Here is a 25,122-nt window from a genome sequence, read left to right as displayed (position 1 = left end):
GGTAGCAGACCCCTTCACACCTGCCGGGATATGCCAGGGCTGGCCGCTGCCGCAGGCCAGCCCTGGCAGAATTAATCCGTGCGGTCAAGCGCCGGCACCCACGGTCCGCTCGCTCGTGTGCAGCTCGACCCCGTGTCCGGTGAGCGTCGGGATACCACCGCCGACAACGTGCACGACGTCGCGAGCGCCAAAGCGCTGCAGCAGGCTGGCTGCCGTCGCGGCCCGCTGCCCTGAGGCACAGACGACGGCGATCGTCCGCTCGGCGTCGACGCCGTCCGGGATCCCGTCGATCTCGTACCAGACCGCCAGCACTGAGCCAGGCAGGTGCCCAGCCTCCCACTCGTGCCGCTCGCGTACATCGACGATGTGCATGTGATCGGCGTCGCTCAATACGTATTCGGCCAGTTCCTCGACGTGCATCCGCCGGGTCTGTTCCACCTCGCGCTTCTCGTGGCGCCAGCTGGTCATGCCACCGTGCAGATAGCCGCCGAACTTACGCAGACCGACAGCCAGGGCAAGCTGCCCTGCACGCCGGCCGTCATCATCGTCACGGCCGATGAAGACGATCTCCCGCTCGCGGTCGGCGATCCAGGCAAGCTTGGTGCCAAAGCCAGCTCGCATCATGGGGTTGCAGACGGCGCCGGGGATGTGTGAGTCTGCGAACTGCTGGTCGGTACGAACGTCCACCAGCAACGCGCCGGCTTGGCGCTTGCTCTCCACCTGCCGCGGTGACAGCGGCAGGAGCTCGACGCCGTCGGTCAGCAGCGGGCCCTTGTTGAGCTCCACGATCGACCTGAAGTTCGGCGGCTGCGGTCCGAGCTTGGCGAGCGCCTGAGCGACAAACTCGTCCTCATCAGCGATCGCGAGCGTTGGGTTGTGAGCGAGCTCGAAGCCGATGGTCGAAGCGACCTTCATGTCCATACCGGGGCCCCCGCACATCGAGCCGCCGAGGTGCCCGGGCCAGACCTCGACATCCGCGGGCAGCGACAGGAGCTTGTCGTGCAGCGAGTGGAAGATCCCGCGCGCGCCCTCGGACTTCTCAATTGCGAGGTCCGGTCGAGCGACGTCGCCGACGAACAGCGTGTCACCGGAGAGCACGGCCCAAGGCTCGACACCACGCCGGGTGTCGATCAGCGCGAAGGCCGTGTGCTCGGGCCTGTGCCCTGGCGTATGCAGCGCCCGAACGACGAGTGTGCCAATTTGGAACTCGTCGCCGTCGTCGAAGGGCTCGTGGTCATAGCTCGGCTGAGCGTCACGGTGTATGTGGATCGTCGCTCCGGTTGCCGCCGCGAGCCTGCCGTGCCCGGACACGTGGTCGGCGTGGTTGTGAGTCTCGAAGATGTGCTCGATGCTCACGCCCATGTAGCGAGCGAGGTTGAGGTACTCGTCGATCTCCAAGCGCGGGTCGACGACGGCTGCGACCCCGGCCTTCTCGTCGCCGATCAGGTACGACGCGCAGCCAAGGTCGTCGTGGGTTATCTGACGAAAAATCATTCTGCCTCCCAGCGTGTCTGCTGAAGTTTGCGAGTCATCACAAATGCACCACTATACAACCTACTAGTTGATAAACACGGCGGCCACCCTCGTCCCCGCCGCGCCTGTGGAGGCGCGGCGGCCACGGCTTGTCAGGTTCCGGTGCGCCGGCTCCAGGTTCCAAGCCCGCGCCGGCGCACCCGACCACATGCGTCTAAAGCCTGCCCTTGCACATCCCCCTCCAATAGAGCATCGGCAGCCCATAGCGCTTGAGCTGGTACATCGACCAACGCTCCTTGGTCGTGTCGAAAGGAAACGACGGCTTGGGCTTCAGGTCGTAATCGAACTCGGCCAGCACGAGCTTGCCGTAGCCCGTGACAAGCGGGCAGGAGGCATAGCCGTCATAGGTCTTGAAGTCGGATGATGGCCTGCCGTTCATCGTGGCCATGAGGTTGTGCACGAGCACCGGCGCCTCCTTGCGCACCGCCGCGCCGGTCTTTGACGTCGGTAGACTGGAGGCGTCGCCGAGCGAGAAGACGTTCGGGTAGTCAGGGCTCTGCAGCGTGGCCTTGTCGACCTTGACCCAACCGGCCTCGTTGGCCAACGGGCTGTTCCTGACGACATCAGGCGGCCCCTGCGGCGGCGTGATGTGGATCATGTCGTACTTGATCTCCGTGAGTTCCTCGCCCTCGGTGCTCTGGAAGATCGCGCGCCGCTCGTTCGGGACAATCTCCACAAGCCTCTGCTTGAACATAGTCTCGATGCCCTTGCGCTCGATCACCTTGTTGAGCGTCGCCGCGAACTCCTTGACGGAGAAGATCCCGGGCGTGCCGGCCGCGTAGATCACCCGCGAACGGTCGCGTACGCCGCGCTTGCGGAAGTGGTCGTCGGCCAGGTACATGATCTTCTGCGGCGCGCCGGCGCACTTGATCGGCGGTGGCGGCATCGTGAAGACCGCTGTACCGCCCTGAAACTCCCGCAGCGTGCGCCAGGTGCCCTCGCAGGTGTCATAGCCATAGTTCGAACAGACGCCGTCGTGGCCGAGCTGCTCCACGCTGAGCCCCTTGACCTGCTCCCAGTTGAGCTTGATGCCGACCGCCACAATCAGGTAGTCGTAGCCGACGCGGCTGCCGTCAGCCAGGGTCACGGCGTTTTCATCGGGCTCGAAGCTCGTCACCGCCTGACGAATCCAGCTGGCCTTCTTCGGCAGCACGTCGATCTCGTGGCAGCGCGTTTTCTCCTTGTTGACTACACCACCTCCGACGAGGGTCCAGAGCGGCTGGTAGTCGTGCGTCTCCGACGGCTCGATCACCGCCACGTCCGGGTCGCGCAGCTTGCGACACAGGTGCGCGGCCGCCGTCGCGCCGCCGGCTCCGCCGCCGACAATCACGATCTGGTGGTGCCTGGTGGGCTTGGGTCTGACGTCTGCGCTCGCAAGCGCGTCAGGGATGTCTGACGACACCGACTGAGTGGTCATGCTGGGTCTCCTTGCTCTCCGCCTCGCATCGTCGACGCGCCACGCATCGACGCTATTAACATAGCTTGCCGCCTTGCATGTAGCAAATGCCACACGAGTCCCCACTCGTGTGGCATGCCTTGGTCAGCCCGGCTGCTCGCCGGTGGCGATCGGCATGCCGATCATGCTCCCCCACTCGACCCACGAGCCGTCGTAGTTGCGAGCCTCGCCGCCCAGCAGCTCATGCAGCACAAACCAGGTGTGCGCGCTGCGCTCGCCGATGCGGCAGTAGGTGATCGCCGGCGCCTCTAGGTCGACCCCGCGCGCGGCCAGGCGGACACGCAGCTGGTCCTCGTCAAGCAAGCGTCCGTCCTCGTCCACGGCAATATCCCAGGGCACGCTCAGCGCTCCCGGGATGTGTCCGGCGCGCTGCGCTCCCTCCTCTGCGTAACCCGCCTCGGCCAGCACATCGCCGCGATATTCCGCGGGGGTACGTACGTCGAGCAGCTGGATCCCGTTGTCCGCCGCCGCCAGCACGTCACGCCAGCGGGCGCGGTAGCGCGCACCGCTCGCAGCCGGCACGCGCGGCACGCAGCCGCTCTCAGGCACCGTCTCGCGAGTCAGTGGCCGCCCTTCGCGCACCCACACCTGGCGTCCGCCATCCAGGATGCGTAGATCCTCCACCCCGTAGAGCTTGAACAACCAGTAGGCGAAGCACGCGTGCCAGTTGCTCTGGTCGCCATAGAGCACGACCGTGCTGCGCTCAGCGAGCCCGATCCGCTGCCACAGTCGTGCGACCGAGTCGCCGTCTGGCAGGTCGCGGGCCACCGAGTCCTGAAGGTCGACCCGCCAGTCCAGGCACTGGGCACCCGGGATGTGGCCAACACGGTAGATCAGGGGTCGCTCGTCGACCTCGCAGATGACCAGGTCGGGGTCTTCGAGCCGCTCCTGCAGCCAGTCGCCGTCGACGAGCGACAGTTCGCGCCGGCTCACGGGAGCTCCGCCAGATACTCGTCGACCAGGCGCTGGCCGAACACTGTCAGCACAACACGACCCTCGAAGTGGCGCAGCGGCGCCCGCACGCCCGTGAAGAAGCCGCCAAGGCCACGCCGCTCATAGCCACGCGCAGCACCGATCCGCGCCCACTCCTCGAGGCTCACGCCGTGCCGGCCACCGAGGTCGTAGACATCAACCAGCACCTGGAGATACCGCTCCGGCCTGGGCCTGGGACGCACCGACGCCACCGCCCCCGCCTCCAGCTCAGCCAACCCGCGTTCGATCCGGCCGGCGGCCGTTCGGATGCGAGCGAGTTCGCTGCGAATGCTCGCCAGCGCGTGCTCCGGGTCCTCAGGCGGCTGCGCTGGACCGGAACTGCTCACGCCCAGATCCTAACGACTGCGTGCGCCGGCCCTGAGCGCCGCGCAGGTTTCGCGGCCAGGCCGGGTAGCAACAGCAGATCCGCTTTGTCTTACACGGCGGGCACGCGGTGCGCAAACCACGACCGGGAGGGCTCATGACTTCAACAACCGCCAGCTCCAGCCAACCGATCAAGAGCGCGATCCCAGCCCGACTGGACCGCCTTCCCTGGTCGCACTTCCACACCCGCATGGTCATCGCGCTCGGCGTCGCCTGGATCCTTGACGGCCTCGAGATCACGATCGCCGCCAACCTCAGTGCCGCCTTCACCCAGAGGAGCACGCTTGCGCTGACAGCCGGCCAGGCAGCGGATATCGCCACCTGGTATCTGGTGGGAGAGGTGATCGGGGCACTGTTCTTCGGCCGCCTGTCCGATCGGCTGGGACGCAAGAACCTCTTCATGGTCACGCTCGGCGTCTACTTGGTCGGTAGCGGATTGACCGCCGTCACGCAGGCGGGAGGTGCGTGGATCGTGTTCCTGTACGCCACGCGCGTGCTCGCTGGCACCGGCATCGGCGGCGAGTACGCCGCGATCAACTCGGCCATCGACGAGATGATCCCCGCCCGTTACCGCGGCCGGATCGACATCGCCATCAACGGTACCTACTGGGCCGGGGCGCTGATAGGGACCGCCGCCACGCTGTTCTTGCTCAACAAGCTCCCCGCAAACCTCGGCTGGAGGATCGCATTCCTGATCGGGCCGCTGCTCAGCCTGGTGATTATTTACGTCCGGCACAACCTGCCCGAGAGCCCACGCTGGCTGATCATGCACGGCCACGAGCAGCAGGCGGAGCGCGCGATCGCCGCAATCGAGGGCGAGGTCCAGGCGGCGACGGGCAAGCCGCTCGAGCCGGTCAGAGACCAGGATGAGATCGAAATCCGCCCGAGCGAACGGATCGGCTACCTCTCGCTGCTCTCCACGCTGTTCAAGCAGTACCCGGGGCGCTCGACCTTGACCGCGACGCTCATGATCACGCAATCCTTCCTCTACAACGCGATCTTCTTCACCTACGGTCTGGTGCTCAAGTTCTTCTTCCACGTGGGCGCCAACGACGTCGGCTACTACTTCTTCGCCTTCGCGGCGGGCAACCTGCTCGGCCCGCTCACGATCGGGCGCCTGTTCGACTCAATCGGGCGCCGAGGCATGATCTCCGGCACGTACATCATCTCGGGCACGTTGCTGATCATCACGGCGTTTCTGTTCAAGCAGGGCGACCTGACCGCGGTCACGCAGACGCTCGCCTGGTGCGTGATCTTCTTCTTCGCCTCAGCGGGCGCGAGCGCGGCCTACCTGACGGCAAGCGAGATCTTTCCGCTTGAGGTCCGCGCCCAGGCGATCGCCGTGTTCTTCGCGATCGCCCAGTCCTTCGGCCTCATCGGCACGCACCTGTACGGCAGTCTCATCGGTACGGGCAGGGATCCCAATGCGCTGTTCACCGGATACCTGATCGGGGCCGGGGCGATGATCCTTGGTGGCCTCGTCGCCGCCGTGCTGGGCGTGGACGCCGAGAGACGATCGCTCGAGGACATCGCGGAGCCCCTGTCGATGGTGCGCCGCGTGCTCGGTCACGCGGGCGGCCAGGCCGAACTGGACGAGGCATGGCTAGGTTGACGTCCTGAACAGCTCCGAGAGAGCGCGCAGGCCCCCAGATCTGACCGCAGGTGCTCGCCACTTGGAGCAGCTGGTTGAACGGGCGCGTGGCGAACGACCCCCATCAACCGAGCGATCGCGGTCGCGGTCGCGTGACGATTCGCCAGGTTGCAGAGCTGGCCGGAGTCTCGGTGGCCACGGCGTCTCGCGCACTCAACAGACGCGGCGACGTCTCGCCGGATACCAGGCGCCTGGTGGCACAGGCCGTGGCGACACCCCGTCAATCGCCGGCTGGCCGACGAGCACGAGCCCCGACTGGACGACGTTTGACCAGCTCTGGAGCCTGCAGACCGGCACGCTGACAACCGACCCGGCCGCTGGTCAGTGGTTCCCGGACCAGGCGCTTGCGCTGGCACCGAACGCCAGCCCGGCGCTGCCTCCTCTGGCTCCGCGGGCTCGCTACTGAGGTGAAACGGGGTGGGCGGCGCCCGTCGCGCGCCGCCCACCCCCACTCACACTCGCCTGAGCCGCCCGCGCCCAGCAGGGCACAAAACGCGCGCCGTTGAGCGCCATGTTGAGTCGGGCGCCCATGATCCCGGCCGCGTCATCGGCGGCGCAGAAGCGACTGGTGGGCAGGCTGTATTCGATGTTGAGGACAGGCTTGCCAGCCCGCAGGTAGGGCAGCAACCTGTCGCACTCGTGGTACTGGTTGCACTGCTCGTCGACGACACCATCGAAGTAGGGCTCCAGCTGCCTTGCCTGGGTCAGGTCGTTTTTCTCAAACACGGCCATACCGAGCGCATGCACCTCGCGCGCGACCCACTTGTCGTAGCGCAGCTGCTCGCGTGCCGTCAGCGGAAACCCGGTGTTGTTGCGAAAAGCATTGATGTTGTCGGGGTCGACGGCGTCAAAACCCTTGCGCCTGCACAGCTCAAAGCGCCTGGTCATGATCGGCTCGAGCACGCGCAGTGCGCGGATGTCGAGCCAGCGCTCCCCAGGCCAGCCGTCGCCGCGTCCCAGCACCCAGCGCGGGAAGTCGTGCGCATCGGGTCGCCAGTTCTCCCAGGTGCCCACATCGACGTAGCAGATCACCCGCCTGCCGTCAGCGTGCAGAGCCCGCACCTGGGCGGCCGTGGTGTCGAAACCATCCAGATCGTAGGCCTGCACCGGCTCGCCGTAGTTGATCCGGCCGGTGAACTGCATGTACCAGGTGAGGTGCTGCGGCGGTCGCCAGCGTGCCAGCGCGACAGCAGGTGAGAGCAGGAGGGCAAGCGCCGCGCAGATGAGCGAGGCACCGAGGCGAACAGACACGCTGCCAGGGTAGGCGTGCGCGGCGACCAGAACGCGTTGGTCTAAGCTGATGTCATATGGATCTAGGCGCAGCTGTGTCCTACGAGGTGCTGGCCGCCGGCACGCCGGTGTTCAGCTCCGACGGCGAGCAGATCGGCAAGGTGACCCACGTCCTGGCAGCTGAGGACGAAGATATCTTCGAGGGCATCGTGATTGGCGAGCACGCATTCGGTGAGGGTCACCGCTTTGTCGACGCCGAGCAGGTGGAACGGATCTATGAGCGTGGCGTGGAGCTGAACCTTGAGGCTGCGGCGTGTACCAGCTTGCCGAAGCCAACCAAGAACCCGGCGGTGATGCACGCCGATCCGGCCGCGACCCAGGCGGAACTGCATCAGGGGCGCCTGCACCGCGCCTGGAACCTGATCTCCGGCAACTACTGAAATAGCCCCACGGTAAGCGCCCGTCTCGCCCGGCGGTAGCGCGCGTGTAAGATCGCGGAATGGCTGGATCAGAGCCCCAGGAACCCCAGGAGTCCGCCGGCGACCTGCCTGCACCGGCGGCAGAGGAGCACCCACAACAGGCCCGAGCCGCCCGGCCGACCAACGCTGGCCGTGTGTGGGTGGCCATGTTCTTCGCGATCGCGTTCCTTGCGCTGCTCGTCGTGTTCGTGGCCGAGAACTCGGGCAGCGTGGAGGTCTCGTTCTTCGGTGCACACACGCGCATCTCACTGGCGCTCGCGCTGCTGATCGCCGCGCTCGTCGGCGCCGCCGTGACGCTCCTCGTGGGCAGCGCGCGCATCCTGCAGCTGCGCGCCGAGGTGCGCCGCCGCGGACGCTGATCCGTTAGGACTGGACCAACGCTCTGAGCGACTGCCGGACGGACCGCGTCGAGGCGAGGACGGCCGTCGGCTCGTAGCCGCAGTGCGCCATGCAGTTTTCGCAACGCGGGTCGTTGCCGCGCCCGTAGCTGTCCCAGTCGGTCGTCTCAAGCAGCTCCTTGTAGGTGGCGGTGTAGCCGTCGCCCATCAGGTAGCACGGGCGCTGCCAGCCGAACAGCGAGTAGCTCGGGATCCCCCACGGGGTGCACTCGTAGTCGGCCTTGCCCTCCAGGAAGTCCAGAAACAGCGGCGAGTGGTTCAGCCGCCAGCGCTTGCGCCGACCATCTGCAAAGGCAGCCCGAAACAGCTCACGCGTCTGGCGCACGCCGAGGAAGTGCTCCTGATCGGGAGCCTTCTCGTAGGCGTAGGCAGGTGAGATCATCATCTGGTCGACCTCGAGCTCGTCGTTGAGGAAGTCAAGCACCGAGCGTACGGTCTCCGGCGAGTCGTGGGTGAAGAAGGTGGTGTTGGTCGTAACACGGAAGCCCTTGGCCTTGGCCGCCTTGATCGCCGCCACGGCCTTGTCGAACACCCCGTCACGCGCAACCGACTCGTCGTGACGTTCACGCAGACCGTCGATGTGAACCGCCCAGGCGAAATATGGCGACGGCGTGAACCGGTCGAGCTTCCGCTCGAGTAGCAGGCCGTTGGTGCACAGGTACACGAACTTCTTGCGTTTGACGAGCTGACGGACGATCTCGTCGATCTCGGGGTGGATCAGCGGCTCGCCGCCCGCGATCGAGACCATCGGCGCGCCGCACTCCTCGATCGCCCCGACCGCCTGGGCCACCGGCATCCTCCGCCGCAGCTCATGCTCCGGATGCTGGATCTTGCCGCACCCCTCACAAGCCAGGTTGCACTGAAAGAGCGGCTCCAGCTCGACGATCAGCGGGTAGCGCTCGTTGCCCGCCAAGCGTTGCTTCAACAGGTAGGCGCCCATCCGCGCCGCCTGCCTCATCGGTACCGCCATTTCAGAGTCCTCCTTGAGTGCTCGACCGCTCCGATGATAGGGGCGCCCGAGACCGGCCCCGCAGCTCGGCCGGCAGCTTGAATTGCACGCTTTCGGTCGCGACACTGCGTTCGCCGAGCTCGACCTCGCCCAAACCGCTGATCGCGCTGATCACCTGCGCGACGAGATCCTCGGGCGCTGACGCCCCGGCGGTCAGGCCGATGCGGCGGGCTCCTCGCAACAACTCCGGCGGGATCTGGGTCGGCTCATCGATCAGCAGCGCCCGGCAGCCGGCACGCTGCGCGACCTCCACCAGCCGGCGCGAGTTCGACGAGTTCTGAGACCCGACCACGAGAATCACGTCACAGTCACGGGCGAGTGCCCGGACCGCATCCTGGCGGTTCTGGGTCGCGTAGCAAATGTCGCTTGACGCAGGGCCGACCACCGCCGGAAAGCGCTCGCGCAGCACTCCGACGACCTGCTCGGTCTCATCGACCGCCAGCGTCGTCTGGCTCAGATACGCCACGCGCGCCGGATCCCTGACCGTAACCGACGCCGCCTCGGCCTCACTGGCCACAACCGTGATGTGTTCCGGCGCCTCACCGAAGGTGCCCTCCACCTCCTCATGACCCTCGTGGCCCACGAGTACGATGTCGAACCCGGCCGCGGCGAAGCGTCTTGCCTCGGCGTGCACCTTGGCAACCAGCGGGCAGGTCGCATCAATGACCTCCAGCCCCCGCTGACGGGCCTGCGAGCGGACCGCGGGCGACACGCCGTGGGCGGAGAAGATCACCGTCTGGCCGGCGGGCACCTGGTCGAGCTCGTCGACGAAGATCACGCCCCGCTCCTCCAGCGAGCGCACGACGTGGGCATTGTGGACAATCTGCTTGCGCACGTAGACGGGCGCGCCGCGGTCGGCCAGCACGCGCTCCACGATCTCCACGGCGCGCTCAACGCCGGCACACGATGCGCGCGGCGAAGCCAGCAGCAGCTCACGCGCGCCGAGCGCCTGCGCCCACTCCTCAATCAGCGAACACGCGCGACGCAGCGCCCGATATGCGACGGCCGCACCCACAACCGTCTGCAGCGGCCGGTGCAGCTCGTGGCTGGCGGTGTCGAGCACCACCCGGAGCGTTACCAGCGGCCGGCGCCGGTGCGTGGGAGCAAGCCACGCAGACTCCATATCAACCGCCAGCGAGCCGCTTTGATAGAGCGTCTGACGCCGCTCGCCGACGACCAGGCGCTGGCTGGAAGCGACCGGGCCGATGTGCACCCGCAGACCGCCCCGGCGCAGAACGCCGGCCAGGATCGCGGGGTCCTCGCAGCTGGTGGTGCCGGTCGGTCCGCGCAGCTCACTGGCCAGCACGATGTCACCCGGCTCGAGCCCCGGGTCGAGTGCCCCGCAGAAGCCGGCGATCAGCATCGGCCGGTCTCCACCGGCAGCCCAGCGTCGTGCCGAGCGGGCGGCCCGACGTGGACCCATCCCGATCCGGCGCACATCCGCCCACGGGGCGCCGCTGCGCACCGCCCGCGCCTCGATGGCCAATGGCGCGAGCACCACGAGCCCATCATATGGCGGCTGTTCCGGCTCAGCCAGGCCAATCTCGGGGCGGCTCGCGAGGGTCGCGCTCATCGCGCCGCTGAGCATGTTGTCGGTGGCCTCACTCATGCCGGCACGCTCGCATGCTCAGCCCCACGCCGCGCACCGCTCAAGCCTGCCAGCGCCACGCGGGCGGCCGCCTGGCCGCTGCGCACAGCCCCTTCCATCGTCGCCGGCCAGCCCGTGTCGGTCCACGCCCCCGCGAGCAAAAGCCCATCCAACCGTGTGCGCGGACCCGGCCGCCACGCTCGCTGCCCGGGCGCAGCACGGAAGGTGGCCGTATGCTCCCGCGTGACGAAGAACTCGCGCACCTGCGCGCCGCGCGCGGCCGGCAGCACTCCCGCCAGCTCCGGCAGGTAGCGCGCACGCAGCGCCGCGACGCTGTCGTGACGCTCGCCATCGGCGGCTGAGAGCGACACCGCCAAGTACTGGCCTTCGCGCAGCCCGGAGCTCGCTGTGCGGTCGAATATCCACTGAAGCGGTGTGCCGATCGTGGCGGCGAACGGCTGCTCGAGCACCTTGCGGTCGTAGATGACGTGCAGGTTCAGGATGGCGGAGCTGCCAAGCGCCGCCGCGAACCCATCGCGCAGACCGGCCGCGGCCGGCACGATCTGCGCTGCGCGAGCCGGTGAAAGCGCGACGACCACGGCATCGGCGTGGCGCTCTCCGAACGCCCGGCCGCGCACCAGAAAGCCACCGGCCGGCTCGACGCTGATCGTCTGAGCACCAGAACGCAGCTGGACCTGCACACCGGCTCGCTGCAGCGCACGCGCCGCGGCCCGGTCGTGAATCTCAGACAGCGGTGCAAGCGCCCAGCCGATGTCGCCAGCCGCAGCGTCGCTCAGCAGTCCGACCTGAAAGACCTGTGCCGCCTGGGCGAGCGAGGCGTCATCGACGCCAAGATTGAGCGTCGGTCGCGTGATCAGCTCCCAGACTGCCGCCACCGCGTTCCGGCTCTGGCGCTGAGCGGCCAGCCAGCGGCCAAACGGCACCCCGTCGGCCTCCGGGTCATTTATGTCAACCGCCCGCAGGCGCTGCATCGCCCAGGCGAGAGACAGGCGTTCACGCCAGCTGATGTAGGGGTAGCGGGCCAGCGAGGCGGCCAGGTGCAATGGCGCCGGCAGACCCGTCCGGCTCAGGTAGCCACGGCGCCCGCCGGGGGCCAGTACCGCGACCGAGAGCCGCGGCTGCATCGTAACCAGCGCCTGCGCTTCGAGACGGCCGATGAGCTCCCGGTATGCGGTGCAGCAGCGCAGGAACACGTGCTGGCCATTGTCGACTTCCAGGCCTCCACGTTGAAACGAGTAGGCGGCGCCACCGAGCCGGCCACGGGCTTCGAGCAGGGTCACCTCCGCGCCGCCTGCGACGCTGTCCAAGGCCGCGGCGATCCCCGCCAGACCACCGCCGATCACGATCACCCGCCTGCTGCTCATCGCAGTTGCTCCCGGCCGGCGATCGCCAGGCTGCGGGCTGCCACCCAGGTCTTCTCAAGCGGCGAGAGTGAGATCCGCCCACCCATCACCTGTCCTGGATCGGCGAGGATGCGCTCGAGGATCCGCCCGTAGATGCCAGCCATCGCCTGTAGACAGGAGGCGCTGCGCAGGTCGAGCTGCTCGACCAGCGGCAGTCCCCTGGCAAACCACTCGGCAGCCCGCTGCGCCTCGAACTGCACGAGCGCGCTGACCGCCTGCGGATCGGCGGCGAAGAGTTCCCTGCAGCCAAAGCGCTCGCGATCCTGCGCCGGGAGGTACACCCGCCCACGCTCGTGGTCCTCGACGATGTCACGCAGGATGTTGGTCAGCTGCATGGCCACGCCCAGATCGTCCGCCAGACGGTGCGCGTGCGCGTCGGCGGCCCCGTCGCTGAAGATCGCCACACACAGCCGACCGACCGAGCCGGCGACGCAGCGGCAGTAGTTCACAAGCTCGTCGAAGCTCTCGTAGTCGGAGCCGACCACGTCGCGCTCGACGCCCTCGATCAGCAACGCCAACGCATCGAGCGGCAGGTTGTAGTAGCGATTGGCGTGAGCCAACGCGACCGCCACCGGATCGTCAGTGTGGGGGCGACCGGCCGCGAGCGCAGCGACCGCCTCGCGTTCGCGCGCAAGCAGCTCGAGCTGGGCGCCACGATCATGCCCACCGTCATCGCCGATATCGTCCACGCGGCGCGCAAAGGCGTAGGCCGCACACATCGCCTGGCGCTTGAAGCGCGGCAGCAACCTGATCCCGTAGTAAAAGTTCGCGGCCTGGCTGCGGGTGACCCGCTCACACTCCCGGTAGGCGAACTCGACCTCGACCGCCGCCGTCATCGTCACCGCCATCCCGCCGCCGTTCTCGCCACGCACCATATGTAAGCGGCTCGGCTCACGTGGCCTCGCTGACGCTGCTCAAGCGCCCTTAACCCTCCGGCCGTGAAGCCCGCCACGGCCAGACGCAGGCGTGGCGGCAGGGTCCGCGCGAGCGGCGCGCCGCTCGCAAGCAGCACTCGCGCCCTGGCCGCCTCCAGCTCGATCAGCGCACTCAGTGCGGCGCTGCGCTCCGGTCCCGCCAGGTCCCGTTCGCCGCAGCCACAGCGCTGCAGGTCCTCGCTGGGCATGTAGACGCGACCGCGCGCGTAATCCTCGGCGATGTCCTGCAGATGTTCGACCACCTGCAGACCGGCGCACACCCGGTCCGATAGCGCAACCCGCGCCGGTGTGGCAAGCCCAAAGACGCCCAGCACCAGCTCGCCCACGGGAGCAGCGGAGAGCTGGCAGTAGTCCAGCAGCTGTGCGAAGGTTTCGTAACGGGTGACGCGCTGATCGGTTCGGTTGGCTTCGATCAGGCGCTCGAAGGGGCCGAGAGGTAGGTCGCAGCGCGATACCGTGCGAGCCAGTTCCTGCATCAGCGGGTGCTCGGGCGCTCCCAGTCCAGGCTCAGCGAACGCGCGGCGCAACTCCAGGCTGACCAGATCCAACAGCGCCAAACGGTCGCCGGCGGCCTCGTCCCCGACATCGTCGACAAGTCGCGCGTACCCGTAGATGGCCATCAGGTCGCGGGCACGCTGCGCGCCGAGCACACGGCTTGCCACCGTGAAGTTCTCACTCCCAGCCTGTGGGAGAACCTGGGCGCGCGTTGGCAGCGCCGACACGGGCGGCAGCGCCGCGCTCGCCGGCGTGCCCATGCTCATCGCAGGAACCGGCCCATCGCCATCACCGGGAAGACCAGCCGGTAGAGGTGATATTTGATGTAGAAGTCCGACGGGAAGCCCGTGCCGGTGTGGTATGGCTCGTCCCAGCCGCCGTCATCGAGCTGGTTGGCCGCCAGCCACTGGATCCCCCTCAGCGCCGCTTGGCCGTCACGTTCGCCGGCAGCCTCCAGGGCCAGCAACGCCCAGGCCGTCTGTGAAGGGGTGCTCTCGCCCCGACCCACCCAGGCCGGGTCATCGTAGGAGCGGCAGTCCTCGCCCCAGCCGCCGTCGGCGTTCTGGTGATCCTCGAGCCAGCCCACCGCCCGTCTGATCGCCACGTGTGTCGTCGGCACGCCGGCGCTGACCAGCGCCGGCAGAGCCGCGCCAGTCCCATATACATGGTTGACGCCCCAGCGGCCAAACCAGGAGCCGTCGGCTTCCTGATTGTCGAGCAGCCAACGCACACCGCCGCGTGTGAGCTCGTCGGCGCTGCGGCCGAGCAGTCCAAGCATCTCGACGATGTGGGCGGTCACATCGGCGCTCGGCGGGTCGATCACCTCGCCGAAGTCGAGAAACGGGATCTCGCGGATCACCGTGCGGCAGTTGTCCACGTCAAACGCGCCCCAGCCACCATCCGAGCTGCGCATCCCCTCCAGCCAGCGAACGCCACGGTCGATCGCGGCCCGCACCCGCTCAGGTTCCGGGTGGCTAACGGTGCGCAATGCGATGACAACCTCGGCGGTGTCGTCAATGTCCGGGTAGTTGGCGTTGGCAAACTCAAACGCCCAGCCCCCAGGCTCGAGCTGCGGTCTTCTCACAGCCCAGTCGCCGCGCTCCAGGATCTGCTGCTCGAGCAGCCAGTCCGCTCCGCGCAGCACCGCATCGCTGTTGCCGGGAACACCGGCGTCATGTAGCGCGATCAGCGACAGACATGTGTCCCAGACCGGCGACTGGCAGGCTTCGACCCGGCGGAGCTGCTCGTCGATGGTGAAGCTCTGCATACCCTCAAGACCTCGTGCGATCACCGGATGATCTATCTCATACCCAAGCAGCCGTAGCGCGATCAGCGAATAAACCCACGGCGGCTGGATGCCACCCCAGCCGCCGTCGCGCTCCTGCCGGTCGACGATCCAGCGCTCCGCGCGCGCCAGAGCAAGGCGGCGCAGCGGGCCGAGCGGCAACCGCTGGTAGACCTGCAGGACCTGGTCGCCGGCGATCATCAAGCGGCCCAGCAGCGAGCGGGGTGTCGGCTGGCGCCACGGCTCCGGGCCGTCCAGCTCCTCGAGCGTGAACGGCAGCGCCTTCACGGGGCGCAGTGCCAGCACGACCGAGAGCGCCACCACCGTCTGCCTGGCCCAGCAGGCGAAGTCATAAACGCCCAGCGGACACCACCGCGGCAGGAAGATCATCTCCACCGGTAGCGCCGGCACCTGAGACCACGACCAGGCACCGAACAGCGCCAGCCAGATGTGCGTGAACACGCGCGCCTGCTGCAGGCCACCACGGGCACGGATCTGTTCCGCTGCCGCCTGCATGTGCGCCTCCTCGGGCTGATCCCCAGCCAGCCGCAGCGCAACGTAGGCCTCAATCGTCGTGGAGAGGTCGGCTGGAGCCCCATAGAAGTTGCCCCAGGTGCCGTCGTCGCGCTGGTTGGCTCGGATCCAGGCGGCGCACCGCACCGTGGCCTCAGGCTCGCGGATGCCGAGGAACTCGCGCAGCAGCATGTCCTCGGCGTCCATCGTCACATTCGTCTCGAGCTCCCCCTTCCACCAGCCCTCGGGCTCCTGCAACGCGAGCAGCCGCTCCACCGCGCGGGCGAGCGCGTCGGCAGCGCTGTCGCGCACCGCCTGCGCCTCAGAGGGCTCATCGGAGAGTCTCGGTTGTTCACGCGGCCGGCTGAGTGCATCCATACTGTTGGCTACCAACCCGTCTAGCTCGAAAATTTGGCCACTTCAGTCCCCCGCACCGACAAGCCCCGTAACCGGGAGATTAACGACCTCGCGACTTTACGGTCAGCACACGCCGGCCACGCGCTTGGCCTGAACCAGCGCTACCTCAACCGCCAGCTCGGGCGTGTGCTGCAAACACTGGGTTTTGACCGCGAGTGGGTGCGCGGCGAGGGCCCCTACCTCATCGACAGCGCCGGACAGAGCTACCTGGACCTCTACGCGGGCTACGGCGTCTTCAGCCTCGGCCGCAATCACCCCTTCGTCAAAGCTCAGCTGCACCAGCTCCTCGATAGTGACCCGCCGAGCCTACCGCAGCTCGGCGTCTCGACCCTGGCGGGCCTGCTTGCCAAGCGTCTGGTCGAGCTCGCGCCCGCTTCGCTCGACGCAGCCGTGCTAACCAGTTCCGGCACCGAGTCTGTCGAGAGCGCATTAAAGCTGGCACGCGCTGCGACCGGTCGTAGCCGCATCCTCTACTGCGAGCGCGGCTTTCACGGTCTCACCTACGGCTCGCTATCGGTCAACGGCAACGAGGAGTTCCGTGAACACTTCGGGCCACTGCTGCCGGGGTGTGAGGCAATCCCGTTTGGCGATCTGGACGCGCTGGCCATCGCGCTCGAGCAGGGGGACGTCGCCGGTTTCATCGTCGAGCCGATCCAGGGCAAGGGCGTCTACGTCGCCCCCGAGGGATACCTGGCGGGCGCGCAGCGCCTCTGCCGCCAGGCCGGAGCACTGCTGATCATCGACGAGGTCCAGACCGGTCTGGGCCGCAGCGGACGCTTCCTCGCGCTGGAGCATTGGGGTGTCGAGCCCGACATGGTGACGCTCTCAAAGGCGCTCTCAGGCGGCTACGTGCCCGTCGGCGCGCTGCTCGCCAGTCGCGCCGTGTTCGACGCGACCTTCAGCTCGATGGAGCGCAGCGTCGTTCACGGCTCGACCTTCGGGGGCGGTGACTTTGCCGCGGGGGCGGGGCTGGCCAGCCTGATGGCGATCGAGCAGGAGGGCCTGGTCGAGCGTGCGCGCGAGCTCGGCGACCTGCTGATGGATCTCACCCGTCCGCTGGCAGAGCGCTTCGAGGTCGTGCGCGAGGTGCGCGGCCTGGGTCTCATGTGGGGACTTGAGCTGGGCCCTCCGTCGGGCCCTGCGGCCCGGCGCGTCTGGGAGCAGGTCGAGCGCCGCCAACCTGGACTGTTCGCCCAGCTGGTGACCGTGCCGCTGTTCCGAGAGCATCACATCCTCACGCAGGTCGCTGGCCACCACATGAACGTGATCAAGGCGCTGCCGCCGCTGACCATCCCCGAGCACGAGCTGCGCCGCTTCGCTGAAGCCCTGGAAGCTGTGCTCTCAGCCGTCGAGTCGCGGCTGCTGCGCCGCTACGCGAGCCTCGGCCTGGGGCTCGGTCGTCGCGCCGCGCGCGCCCGCTGAGCGGGCAGCGGCGGCGCTCATCGCGATGCCCCCGCCGGCAGCCAGCTGAAGCGCCAGGCGCAGAAGGCACCGGCACCGAGCGCCCATGCCGCCAGCACGAGCATGTCGGTTGCAGAGATGGAGGCGCCGAAGGTCGCGTGCACCGAGGCCAGGTGCAGGCTGTTTGAGAGATGCTGCACCGGGAAGACGTCCGCCAGGTCGCGCAGCGCCGGGCTCAGGTTGGTGATCGGGATGAACACGCCGGAGATGAACCAGAGCGGCAGCATCGTCATCTGCACGGTCGGCTGCGCCGCCTCCTGCGATCCGATCATGCCGGAGACCGCGTAGCCGATGCAGGCAAACGCAAGCGTCCCCACGAGTGTCGTGCAAGCCGTCGCCGCCAGCGCCGGCGCCGCGAACGTGACCCCGTAGAAGAGCCTTGAGACCACCAGCAGGATCGTCGCGGTGATCGCCGTGTTGACCACGGTCGCCAGTGCCTGTCCGGCGATCAGCACGCTCGCGGGCACCGGCGTTGCGCGCCGGCGCTTGAGCACCCCGGTTTCGCGCAGGCCGGAGATCGAGATCACGAGGCTCGCATAGGCGTTCACGACGATCGACATCGCCAGGATCCCCGGCACGTAGAAGACCTTCAGCGAGACGCGCGTGCCGTCGACCAGCGTGTGGTCGTTGCCGAACACACCGATGAAGATGACCAGCAGCACGATCGGGAAGGCGACCCCCATGAACCGGGCACGCGGGCTCCGCAGGCTGATGCGCAGGTCATAGCCGGCCTCGTGCAGGACCATCGCCAGCGGCCCGCGGGCGGCGGCCGAGGGGCCGTCCGCGGTCACATTCGCGGCGCCAGCGCCGGCCGCGATCCCGGCGTCGGCCGGCGCCGCGCGCAGCTGCCTTGCCCGCCACAGCCGCATGAGCCGCTTGATCAGGAAGAACATCGCTTCACTCCTCGCTGGTCAGTTGCAGGTAGACATCCTCAAGGGTGGGGCGACTGACCTCAAGCGACCCGAGTTCGACGCCACGTTCAAGCGCCCAGCCTGAGAGCGCGTGCAGGTCGGCCGTGACCGCCGTGCTCGACAGCCTGAGCAAGCCAGAGTCGTCACGCGCAAGCCGCTCGGCAAGCGCCGGCGGCAGCGTCTGCAGGTCGACCGCCCCGTCGAGCATGAAGCTGATCTGGGTGGCCTCGAGCTGCCGGCCGCCAAGCGTCTGCGGGGTCCCCTCGGCGACGATCCGCCCAGCGGCGATCACGGCGATCCGGTCGGCGAGGCGCTCGGCCTCCTCCATGTAATGAGTGGTCAGAAAGATCGTCTTACCGAGCCGGCGCAGCCCGTCCACGACCTCCCAGGCGGCGCGGCGCGCCGACGGGTCAAAGCCGGTGGTGGGCTCGTCGAGGAAGATCAGCTCCGGATCACCGATCAGCGCGAGCGCCACATCGAGGCGGCGGCGCTGGCCCCCGGAGAGCTTCGCGGCGCGCTCACCGGCCTGCTCGCTCAACCCCACGAGAGCGAGCGTCTCATCGATGTTTCGCGGCGCAGGGTAGTAGCCGGCGTAGAGCGCCACACATTCACGCGTGGTCAGCCCCGGCTCGGCGCCTGACTCCTGCAGCACAATCCCAAGCCGTGCGCGCCAGGCGCCGGGCGCCTGCCAGGGATCGTGGCCGAGCACCGAGACCGAGCCGGCGCTCGCCTGCCGGAAGCCCTCGAGGACCTCGACCGTCGTGGTCTTGCCGGCACCATTGGGCCCGAGAAAGGCGAAGATCTCGCCGCGCTGCACGACGAGGTCGATGCCGTGCACCGCCTCGTGCTCGCCGTATCGCTTCACGAGGCCGTGCACGCGGATCACGGGCTCGGGCCGATCAGCATCTGTAGCGGCCACCGCTGCGTCAACTGAGTTGCTGAACATGACCGTCAAGGTACGCGCTCGCGCCGCGCGCGTCATCGGCGCAAGGGTCGATTCGCAGGCTCCACCCGCGGGTGGAGCCCCAGCTCCCGACACTCCACCCGGACGCCGATGACACCCCCGCGCATGCGGCTTATCGTGTGCGAGCATGAGCAGCGCGTCGAGCACGCCGACGGAGGCCAGGGTTCTGCGCAGCATTGGCGCTGGCTGGCTGGTGGTGCTGGTTGTCTTCACCGCGACCACAGCACCGCAACCCGGCCTGAGCGCACACGGCCTGCCGGTGCTCGCCGGCGCCACCCTGATGGCGGTCTGCGCCGTTCTGGGGCGACCGCGCGGTGGTGGCCCACCCGGCGCCCGGACGCTCAGCCCAGCGCAGGGCCGGCAGATGACGCTCCTGCTCGGGGTCGTTGCCGGCGCCGTGCTGCTGGCCATCTATCAACCAAACGGCGTCTGGCTGGCGGGCCCTTACTACGTGGCGATCGTCGCGGCGAGCACACTCGACCGCCGCTGGGGGGCGGTGATGCTGACTGCCGGGACGGCGCCGTTCACGCTCGGCGCGCTGGTCCAGGGGCGGTTCGACACGGCGCTCTCCGCGTCGGTGGCCATCATTCCCTGGTATCTCATCCTGCGGCTGATGCGGATGCTCGGCGAGCGCAACCGCGAGCTCGAAGCGTCGCGCACGGCCGCCGTGGAGGCGGCAGCGCAAGCCGAGCGAGCCCGGATCGCGCGCGAGCTGCACGACGTGCTCGCGCACTCGCTCTCAGCGCTCGCGCTGCAGCTCGAGTCAACGCGCCTGCTTGCGCGCGACCGCGGCGCCAACCCGCAGCTGATCGGCGCGATCGAGCAGGCCCACGCACTCGCGGCCGGCGGCCTGGACGACGCTCGCCGCGCGGTCGCCGTGGCACGCGGCGAAGAGCTGCCCGGTCCTGAGCGCCTGGCGGCGCTGGCGGGCGCCTTCGGAGAGCAGGCCGGGCTGCCGGTGGCGGTGGCGGTACACGGCGAGCCACGCGAGCTGAGTGCGGAGGCTCGCCTGGCGGTCTATCGCACAGCCCAGGAGGCGCTCACCAACGTGCGCCGCCACGCGGCCGCCGAGCGCGTGCAGATCAGCGTCGACTATCTGCCGGCGCTCACCGTGCTGGTCGTGGAGAACCATGGCGCCGCCGGCGTCCCGCCTCCAGCCGCGCCGCTACAGAGCGCCGGTCACGGACTGGCCGGGATGCGCGAGCGCGCAAGGCTGCTCGGCGGGGAGCTGCTCGCGTCCCCCACCGACCGCGGCTTTCGCGTCGAGCTGCGGCTACCGGCATGAGCGTCCGCGTACTGCTGGCAGACGACCAGCGCCTGGTCCGCGAGAGCCTCGCCACCCTGATCGGGCTGCTCGAGGGCGTAGAGCTGATCGGCGCTGCCGCGGACGGCGAGCAGGCGCTCGCGATGGCCGCCGAACTCGAGCCGCAGGTGGTGCTGATGGACCTGCGGATGCCCGGGATCGACGGGATCGAGGCGACCAGACGCCTGCGCGAGCGCGCTCCTCAGATCGGCGTGATCGCGCTCACCACCTACGCCGATGACGAGAGCGTGCTTGGCGTGCTGCGCGCCGGCGCGCGGGGCTATCTGACCAAGGACGCCGCGAGCGAGGACATCCGCGCCGCGATCCTGAGCGTAGCCTCGGGCGCTGCCAGCCTCGACCCGTCGATCCAACACCATGTGGTGGCGGCGCTGGCCAGCGGGCCAGCGCCGCCAGACAGGCCCGATGGCGCAGCCGCCGGCGCGCTGCCCGACGAGCTAACCACCCGCGAGGCGCAGGTGCTCGCGCTGATCGCCGCCGGGCTGAGCAACCTGGAGATTGCTCAGCGCCTGTGCGTCAGCCCCGCCACGGTCAAATCCCATATAAATCACAGCTTCGCCAAGGCGGGGCTGCGCGACCGCGCCCAGGCCGTCAACTACGCCTACCGCACCGGGCTGGCACAACCGCCCCGCTAGCGCGAGAAGCGCAACGGACGGTGAGCGTCCCGCCCGCAAGGATTCGCGCGAGGCCCCCCATGCGTCGGGGCCGGAGGGGCCAAGCGCCGCGAAGTTCGTTAGCTTCGAACATCGAGATGACCGCCTGGGGCGTTCTGCTGCCGACATTCGATCCACTGCGCACCGGTGCGGGCTTCCCCGTGGCCGAGGGCGCACGCCTGGCGGAGGCCGCCGGGTTTGACTCCGTGTGGGTCGGCGACCACCTCAAGTGCCCGGCGCCGGTGCTGGACGCGACCATCTGCCTCGGTGCCGCCGCCGCGGTCACCGAGCGCGTCACGCTCGGCTTCAGCGTGATGCTCCTGGGGCTGCGCCAGAGCGCGTGGGCCGCCAAGCAGATCGCGACGCTGCAGCATCTGTCGGCCGGCAGGCTCGCACTCGGGGTTGGGGTTGGCGGCGAGTTTCCGCAGGAGTACGCCGCCGCCGAGGTGCCGCTCGCGGGCCGTGGGGCACGGCTTGATGAGGCCCTTGAGCACCTGCCGACGCTGCTGGCGGGCGGTGGCGAGCCCATGCTCGAGCCGCCCGCGCCGATGCCGCCGCTGCTGGTCGGCGGGCGCAGCGACCGGGCGCTGGAGCGGGCCGCCCGCTTCGCCGACGCCTGGCTGCCGATGTGGATCTCGCCTCGGACACTCGCACAGCGCAGCGAGCGTCTGGCAGAGCTCGCGGCCGCGCGGGGCCGGCGGGCACCGAGGCTGTCGCTGCTTGTGCTGGCGCACGTCGGGGATGACGCAGCCAGCGCCCGCGAGCAGGCCGCCGCGCACCTGCAAGGCCAGTACGGGATGGCGCTCGAGCAGGTTGAGCGCTGGAGCGCGATCGGCACGGACGCGGCGGTGAGCGACTTCCTCGCGCCCTACGCGCAGGTCGGGGTCAGCGAGATCCTGCTGTTGCCGATGGGTTCTGCACCGCTTGAGCAGATCGGTCGCCTGGCGGCGGTCACGCAGGCATTAAGATCGACCGGCCAGGCGGCCGCAGAGGCCACCGGCGTAAGGTCAGGAGGTACCACGTGAGCTCGGGCAACCATCACTACCGCTACGACCCGGAGAGCTTCCGTGGGGTCTTTGAACAGCACTTCGGCTACCTGGCCGGAGTGCGGCGCAACAGCCTGCGCTACGCCACGCGGCCGGCGCTTCACGATCCCGCGGGCGGACGCCAATGGACCTACGCGCAGCTCTGGGAGGACACGGGCCGGCTGGCGGCCGGGCTGTACGAGCGTGGCGTGCGCGCCGAAGACGTGGTCGTCTTCGACCTGCTCAACGGCCCCGAGTTCGCGCTGGTCTGGATCGCCTGCCAGCGGCTCGGCGCGATCGCTGCGCCGATCAACTTCCGCCTGGCCGCCGGCGAGGTCGCGCACGTGCTGGACGACAGCCGTCCCAAGGTGTTCATCCTCGACTCGAGTCTGACGGCGGCCGGCGCGGAAGCGCTGTGGCTGGCTGACCACCACCCGTCGCTGGTGGTCGGTGTCAACCACCAGGACTGGACCAGCCCCGTCGGCGCCGCGATCCCGTTTGCCGAGGTCCTCGCGCCCGCCGGCAGCGAGCCGCCGCCGGCACCGGAGCGCTCGATCTACGCGGAGACCACACGCCTTTACACCTCCGGCACCACGGGCCTGCCCAAGGGTGTCTCGCTGCCCGACGTCGTGGAGGTCTTCTCAGCCCACGACGTGATCATGCACTTCCCGCTCTCGCCGGAGGACCGCACGCTCAACATGACCCCGTGGTTTCACCGCGGCGGCCTGTACTCGGGCGGGCCCAACCCCGTCTTCTATGTCGGCGCCTGCGCGGTGGCGCTGCGCAGCTTCGACGCCGCCACCGTGCTCGACTGGGTGGCCGAGCACCAGCTCACCTTCCTGATCGGCGCCCCCACCAACCTGGCGATGCTCGCCGCAGAGCAGCAGGCCCGCCCGCGCGAGCTCTCCAGCCTGCGCGGGATCGTGACCATGGGCTCACCGCTTGACCGCGAGTCCTGCCTGCGCTACCAGGAGCTGCTGACACCGCGCATCTTCAACGGCTACGGCACCACCGAGGCGTTCTGGAACACCTTCCTGCGCCCCAGCGACCTGCCGGCTCACGCCGGCTCGGCCGGCCGCGCCTGCACCGACGACGACGTCGCGGTGGTGAAGGTGTATGAGGACCGTGTCGCCGAGCCCGACGACCTCGCCGCGCAGGACGGACAGGAGGTCGGCGAGGTGATCGTGCGCTCGGTCAAGTCCGGCTACGCCTACGTCAACAACAACGAGGAACAGACCGCGCGCTTCCGCGACGGCTGGCTCTACATCGGCGACCTCGCCACCTGGGACGAGGAGCGCTACGTGACGATCGTGGGCCGCAAGGACGACATGATCATCTCCGGCGGCGAGAACGTCCATCCCACACAGGTCGAGGCGATCCTCAACGAGCACCCGGCGGTCGCCGACTCGGTTGTGGTCGGCCTGCCCGACGAGCGCTGGGGCGAGCTCGTGGTCGCCTACGTGGTTGCAAGCGGCGGCGTCCCGCTGGACGCCGCCGAGCTCGACCGCCACGCCCGCGAGCACCCGATGCTGGCCGACTACAAGCGCCCGCGCGCCTACCGGTTCATCGACGAGATCCCGCTGACGGCCACCGGCAAGAAGCTCCACTATCGGCTCCGCGAGCAGGCACTCGCCGACGCGCAGGCGGACCTGCTGGAGCGCCCTTGAGCAACCTGGGCGCACACGGCGCCGAGCCGGTGATCACCGGCATCGGCGCCGTCACACCACTGGGCCTGGACGTGCCGAGTACCTGGCGGGCGCTGCTCGCCGGCCAGTCGGGCGTCGGCGAGATCACCCACTTTGACGCCTCGGCGCTGCCCACCCGGATCGCCGCCGAGGTCAAGGGCTTTGACGCCGAGGCGCTGCTCGGCACCAAGCGCGCACGGCGCTCGGCACGCTTCTCGCAGCTGGCGGTGGCGGCCGCGCGCGAGGCGTTCGCCGACGCGGGCCTTGAGCCCGGCGCCGGGGTCGAGCAGCTGGCCGATTACGAGCGCGTGGGCGTGGTGGTGAACACCGCCGTGCCGGGCGTTCCCGAGAGCGAGACCAACGTTCGTGGCCTGATCGCCGAGGGTCTGCGAGGTGTGAGCCCCTACTACGTGCCGTCGATGATCCCGAACATGCCGGCCTGTGAGGTCGCGATCGACCTCGGCCTGCACGGCCCGGTCACCGCCAGCTCGCTGGCCTGCGCGAGCGGCAACGCGGCCCTGCTCGAGGCGCGGCGGCTGATCCTAGCCGGCGAGGCCGACGTGGTGGTGGCCGGCGGCACCGACGCCGGGATCGCGCCGGTGATGTTCGCCGGGCTCTGCAACATGGGAGCGCTGTCAGCCCGCAACGACGAGCCCCAGCGCGCCAGCCGGCCGTTCTCAGCCGACCGTGACGGTTTCGTCTACGGCGAAGGCGCGGTGCTGTTTGTGATCGAGTCAGCCGCGCACGCCGGCGCGCGCGGCGCCCGCACCTACGCCAGCCTGGCGGGCGGCGCGCTGACCGCCGATGCCTTTCACATCAGCCACCCGGACCCCACCGGACGCCAGCCGCGCCGGGCGATGGCGCTCGCGCTCGAGCGCACCGGCACCGACCCGGCCGAGGTCGACTACATCTGCGCTCACGGGACCGCCACCCGAATCAACGACGCGGTCGAGACAAGCGCGATCCGCGATGTTTTTGGCAGCGCCGCCGACAGCCTGTTGGTCAGCTCGCCGAAGTCGATGGTGGGGCACATGATCGGCGCGGCCGGCGCGCTCGGTGCGATGGTCAGCGTGCTGGCGATGCGCGACGGCCGCGTGCCGCCGACGATCAACCTCGAGACCCCCGACCCGGCCTGTGACCTTGACTACGTGCCGCTCGTGGCGCGTGAGGCGGCGGTCAGGACCGCCGTCGTCAACGCCTTCGGCTTCGGCGGGCAGAACTGCGTGCTGGTGCTGAAGGCCGCCTGAAACGCGCGACGCCCGCGCTGGTAAACCAGCGCGGGCGTCTTTGTTGGGGGCGTGTGGCGGAGGACCCCAGCGCTCGGCTCGCGGTC

23 protein-coding genes are annotated in these 25,122 nt (G+C 69.0%); 10 read left to right on the top strand and 13 right to left on the bottom strand.

The features are described 5' to 3' along the window. Positions 1 to 84 precede the first annotated feature (84 nt). From M3M54_RS01910 to M3M54_RS01895, 4 genes are all read right to left on the bottom strand, one after another. Complete coding sequence (locus tag M3M54_RS01910) at positions 85 to 1,494, bottom strand: rhodanese-like domain-containing protein (RefSeq protein WP_249020504.1); 1,410 nt, start codon at positions 1,492 to 1,494, stop codon at positions 85 to 87. A 193-nt stretch (positions 1,495 to 1,687) separates the two neighbouring features. Then, the gene (locus M3M54_RS01905) at positions 1,688 to 2,950 is read right to left on the bottom strand and encodes an FAD/NAD(P)-binding oxidoreductase (protein WP_249020503.1); all 1,263 of its coding nucleotides are present in this window, start codon (positions 2,948 to 2,950) and stop codon (positions 1,688 to 1,690) included. A gap of 123 nt (positions 2,951 to 3,073) precedes the next feature. Further along, on the bottom strand, positions 3,074 to 3,922 hold the full coding sequence (locus M3M54_RS01900; protein WP_249020502.1) for a sulfurtransferase: 849 nt from the start codon (positions 3,920 to 3,922) through the stop codon (positions 3,074 to 3,076). Beyond that, positions 3,919 to 4,308, bottom strand: coding sequence for a hypothetical protein (locus tag M3M54_RS01895; RefSeq protein WP_249020501.1), 390 nt, complete (start codon positions 4,306 to 4,308; stop codon positions 3,919 to 3,921). Before M3M54_RS01895 ends, M3M54_RS01900 begins: the two co-directional genes overlap by 4 nt. A gap of 134 nt (positions 4,309 to 4,442) precedes the next feature. Here M3M54_RS01895 and M3M54_RS01890 point away from each other — a divergent pair, with 134 nt between their 5' ends. Both M3M54_RS01890 and M3M54_RS16700 read left to right on the top strand, forming a co-directional pair. Continuing rightward, entirely contained in the window at positions 4,443 to 5,957 is a 1,515-nt protein-coding gene (locus M3M54_RS01890) for an MFS transporter (RefSeq protein WP_249020500.1), read from the top strand. Between the two features lie 50 nt (positions 5,958 to 6,007). Further along, the gene (locus tag M3M54_RS16700; RefSeq protein ID WP_371878610.1) at positions 6,008 to 6,298 is read left to right on the top strand and encodes a LacI family DNA-binding transcriptional regulator; all 291 of its coding nucleotides are present in this window, start codon (positions 6,008 to 6,010) and stop codon (positions 6,296 to 6,298) included. Between the two features lie 97 nt (positions 6,299 to 6,395). On the opposite strand, the gene M3M54_RS01885 is transcribed toward M3M54_RS16700, so the two are convergent. After that, a complete protein-coding gene (locus tag M3M54_RS01885; protein ID WP_249020499.1) occupies positions 6,396 to 7,247 on the bottom strand; it encodes an endo alpha-1,4 polygalactosaminidase in 852 nt (283 codons plus the stop codon). Positions 7,248 to 7,303: 56 nt separating this feature from the next. On the opposite strand from M3M54_RS01885, the gene M3M54_RS01880 reads away from it, so the two are divergent. Both M3M54_RS01880 and M3M54_RS01875 read left to right on the top strand, forming a co-directional pair. Further along, positions 7,304 to 7,666: a PRC-barrel domain-containing protein gene (locus tag M3M54_RS01880; protein ID WP_249020498.1), complete on the top strand. Its 363-nt coding sequence runs from the start codon at positions 7,304 to 7,306 to the stop codon at positions 7,664 to 7,666. A 59-nt stretch (positions 7,667 to 7,725) separates the two neighbouring features. After that, a complete protein-coding gene (locus tag M3M54_RS01875) occupies positions 7,726 to 8,064 on the top strand; it encodes a lipopolysaccharide assembly protein LapA domain-containing protein (RefSeq protein ID WP_249020497.1) in 339 nt (112 codons plus the stop codon). 4 nt (positions 8,065 to 8,068) lie between these two features. Here the strand turns inward: M3M54_RS01875 and hpnH are convergent, their stop codons facing one another. The 6 genes from hpnH to shc are packed head-to-tail and all read right to left on the bottom strand — an operon-like array spanning position 8,069 to position 15,730. Beyond that, entirely contained in the window at positions 8,069 to 9,073 is a 1,005-nt protein-coding gene (hpnH, locus tag M3M54_RS01870) for an adenosyl-hopene transferase HpnH (RefSeq protein ID WP_249020496.1), read from the bottom strand. Between the two features lies 1 nt (position 9,074). Further along, positions 9,075 to 10,721 (bottom strand): 4-hydroxy-3-methylbut-2-enyl diphosphate reductase, encoded by a 1,647-nt coding sequence (gene ispH / locus M3M54_RS01865; RefSeq protein WP_249020495.1) that lies wholly within the window; start codon positions 10,719 to 10,721, stop codon positions 9,075 to 9,077. Continuing rightward, positions 10,718 to 12,085 (bottom strand): hydroxysqualene dehydroxylase HpnE, encoded by a 1,368-nt coding sequence (gene hpnE, locus M3M54_RS01860; RefSeq protein ID WP_249020494.1) that lies wholly within the window; start codon positions 12,083 to 12,085, stop codon positions 10,718 to 10,720. The genes ispH and hpnE overlap by 4 nt, the downstream gene beginning before the upstream one ends. Then, entirely contained in the window at positions 12,082 to 12,996 is a 915-nt protein-coding gene (locus M3M54_RS01855) for a squalene/phytoene synthase family protein (RefSeq protein WP_249020493.1), read from the bottom strand. Before M3M54_RS01855 ends, hpnE begins: the two co-directional genes overlap by 4 nt. Further along, complete coding sequence (gene hpnC / locus M3M54_RS01850) at positions 12,963 to 13,820, bottom strand: squalene synthase HpnC (RefSeq protein WP_249020492.1); 858 nt, start codon at positions 13,818 to 13,820, stop codon at positions 12,963 to 12,965. The genes M3M54_RS01855 and hpnC overlap by 34 nt, the downstream gene beginning before the upstream one ends. Beyond that, positions 13,817 to 15,730 carry a squalene--hopene cyclase gene (shc, locus tag M3M54_RS01845; protein ID WP_371878609.1) on the bottom strand — a complete coding sequence of 638 codons (1,914 nt, stop codon included), beginning with the start codon at positions 15,728 to 15,730 and terminating at the stop codon, positions 13,817 to 13,819. Before shc ends, hpnC begins: the two co-directional genes overlap by 4 nt. Positions 15,731 to 15,763: 33 nt before the next feature. Between shc and M3M54_RS01840 the strand changes: the two genes are divergently transcribed. Further along, the gene (locus M3M54_RS01840) at positions 15,764 to 17,191 is read left to right on the top strand and encodes an aspartate aminotransferase family protein (RefSeq protein ID WP_249020490.1); all 1,428 of its coding nucleotides are present in this window, start codon (positions 15,764 to 15,766) and stop codon (positions 17,189 to 17,191) included. Between the two features lie 17 nt (positions 17,192 to 17,208). Here the strand turns inward: M3M54_RS01840 and M3M54_RS01835 are convergent, their stop codons facing one another. Together M3M54_RS01835 and M3M54_RS01830 are read right to left on the bottom strand one after the other, a co-directional pair. Further along, complete coding sequence (locus M3M54_RS01835; RefSeq protein ID WP_249020489.1) at positions 17,209 to 18,123, bottom strand: ABC transporter permease; 915 nt, start codon at positions 18,121 to 18,123, stop codon at positions 17,209 to 17,211. 4 nt (positions 18,124 to 18,127) lie between these two features. Beyond that, positions 18,128 to 19,087, bottom strand: a complete 960-nt coding sequence (locus tag M3M54_RS01830) for an ABC transporter ATP-binding protein (protein ID WP_249020488.1) — start codon at positions 19,085 to 19,087, stop codon at positions 18,128 to 18,130. Positions 19,088 to 19,232: 145 nt separating this feature from the next. On the opposite strand from M3M54_RS01830, the gene M3M54_RS01825 reads away from it, so the two are divergent. The 5 genes from M3M54_RS01825 to fabF all read left to right on the top strand — a co-directional run bounded on the left by M3M54_RS01825 (position 19,233) and on the right by fabF (position 25,036). Further along, positions 19,233 to 20,390, top strand: coding sequence for a sensor histidine kinase (locus M3M54_RS01825; RefSeq protein ID WP_249020487.1), 1,158 nt, complete (start codon positions 19,233 to 19,235; stop codon positions 20,388 to 20,390). Next, positions 20,387 to 21,061: a response regulator transcription factor gene (locus M3M54_RS01820; protein WP_249020486.1), complete on the top strand. Its 675-nt coding sequence runs from the start codon at positions 20,387 to 20,389 to the stop codon at positions 21,059 to 21,061. Before M3M54_RS01825 ends, M3M54_RS01820 begins: the two co-directional genes overlap by 4 nt. A gap of 116 nt (positions 21,062 to 21,177) precedes the next feature. Further along, positions 21,178 to 22,104, top strand: a complete 927-nt coding sequence (locus tag M3M54_RS01815) for an LLM class flavin-dependent oxidoreductase (protein ID WP_249020485.1) — start codon at positions 21,178 to 21,180, stop codon at positions 22,102 to 22,104. Next, a complete protein-coding gene (locus tag M3M54_RS01810; protein ID WP_249020484.1) occupies positions 22,101 to 23,771 on the top strand; it encodes a class I adenylate-forming enzyme family protein in 1,671 nt (556 codons plus the stop codon). Before M3M54_RS01815 ends, M3M54_RS01810 begins: the two co-directional genes overlap by 4 nt. A gap of 29 nt (positions 23,772 to 23,800) precedes the next feature. Continuing rightward, positions 23,801 to 25,036 carry a beta-ketoacyl-ACP synthase II gene (gene fabF / locus M3M54_RS01805; RefSeq protein WP_371878634.1) on the top strand — a complete coding sequence of 412 codons (1,236 nt, stop codon included), beginning with the start codon at positions 23,801 to 23,803 and terminating at the stop codon, positions 25,034 to 25,036. Positions 25,037 to 25,122 lie beyond the last annotated feature (86 nt).

It is taken from the genome of Conexibacter sp. S30A1 (genome assembly GCF_023330665.1).
In the GTDB taxonomy this organism is placed as follows: Bacteria; Actinomycetota; Thermoleophilia; order Solirubrobacterales; family Solirubrobacteraceae; genus Palsa-465.
This window is presented reverse-complemented; position numbering and strand designations above follow the sequence as displayed.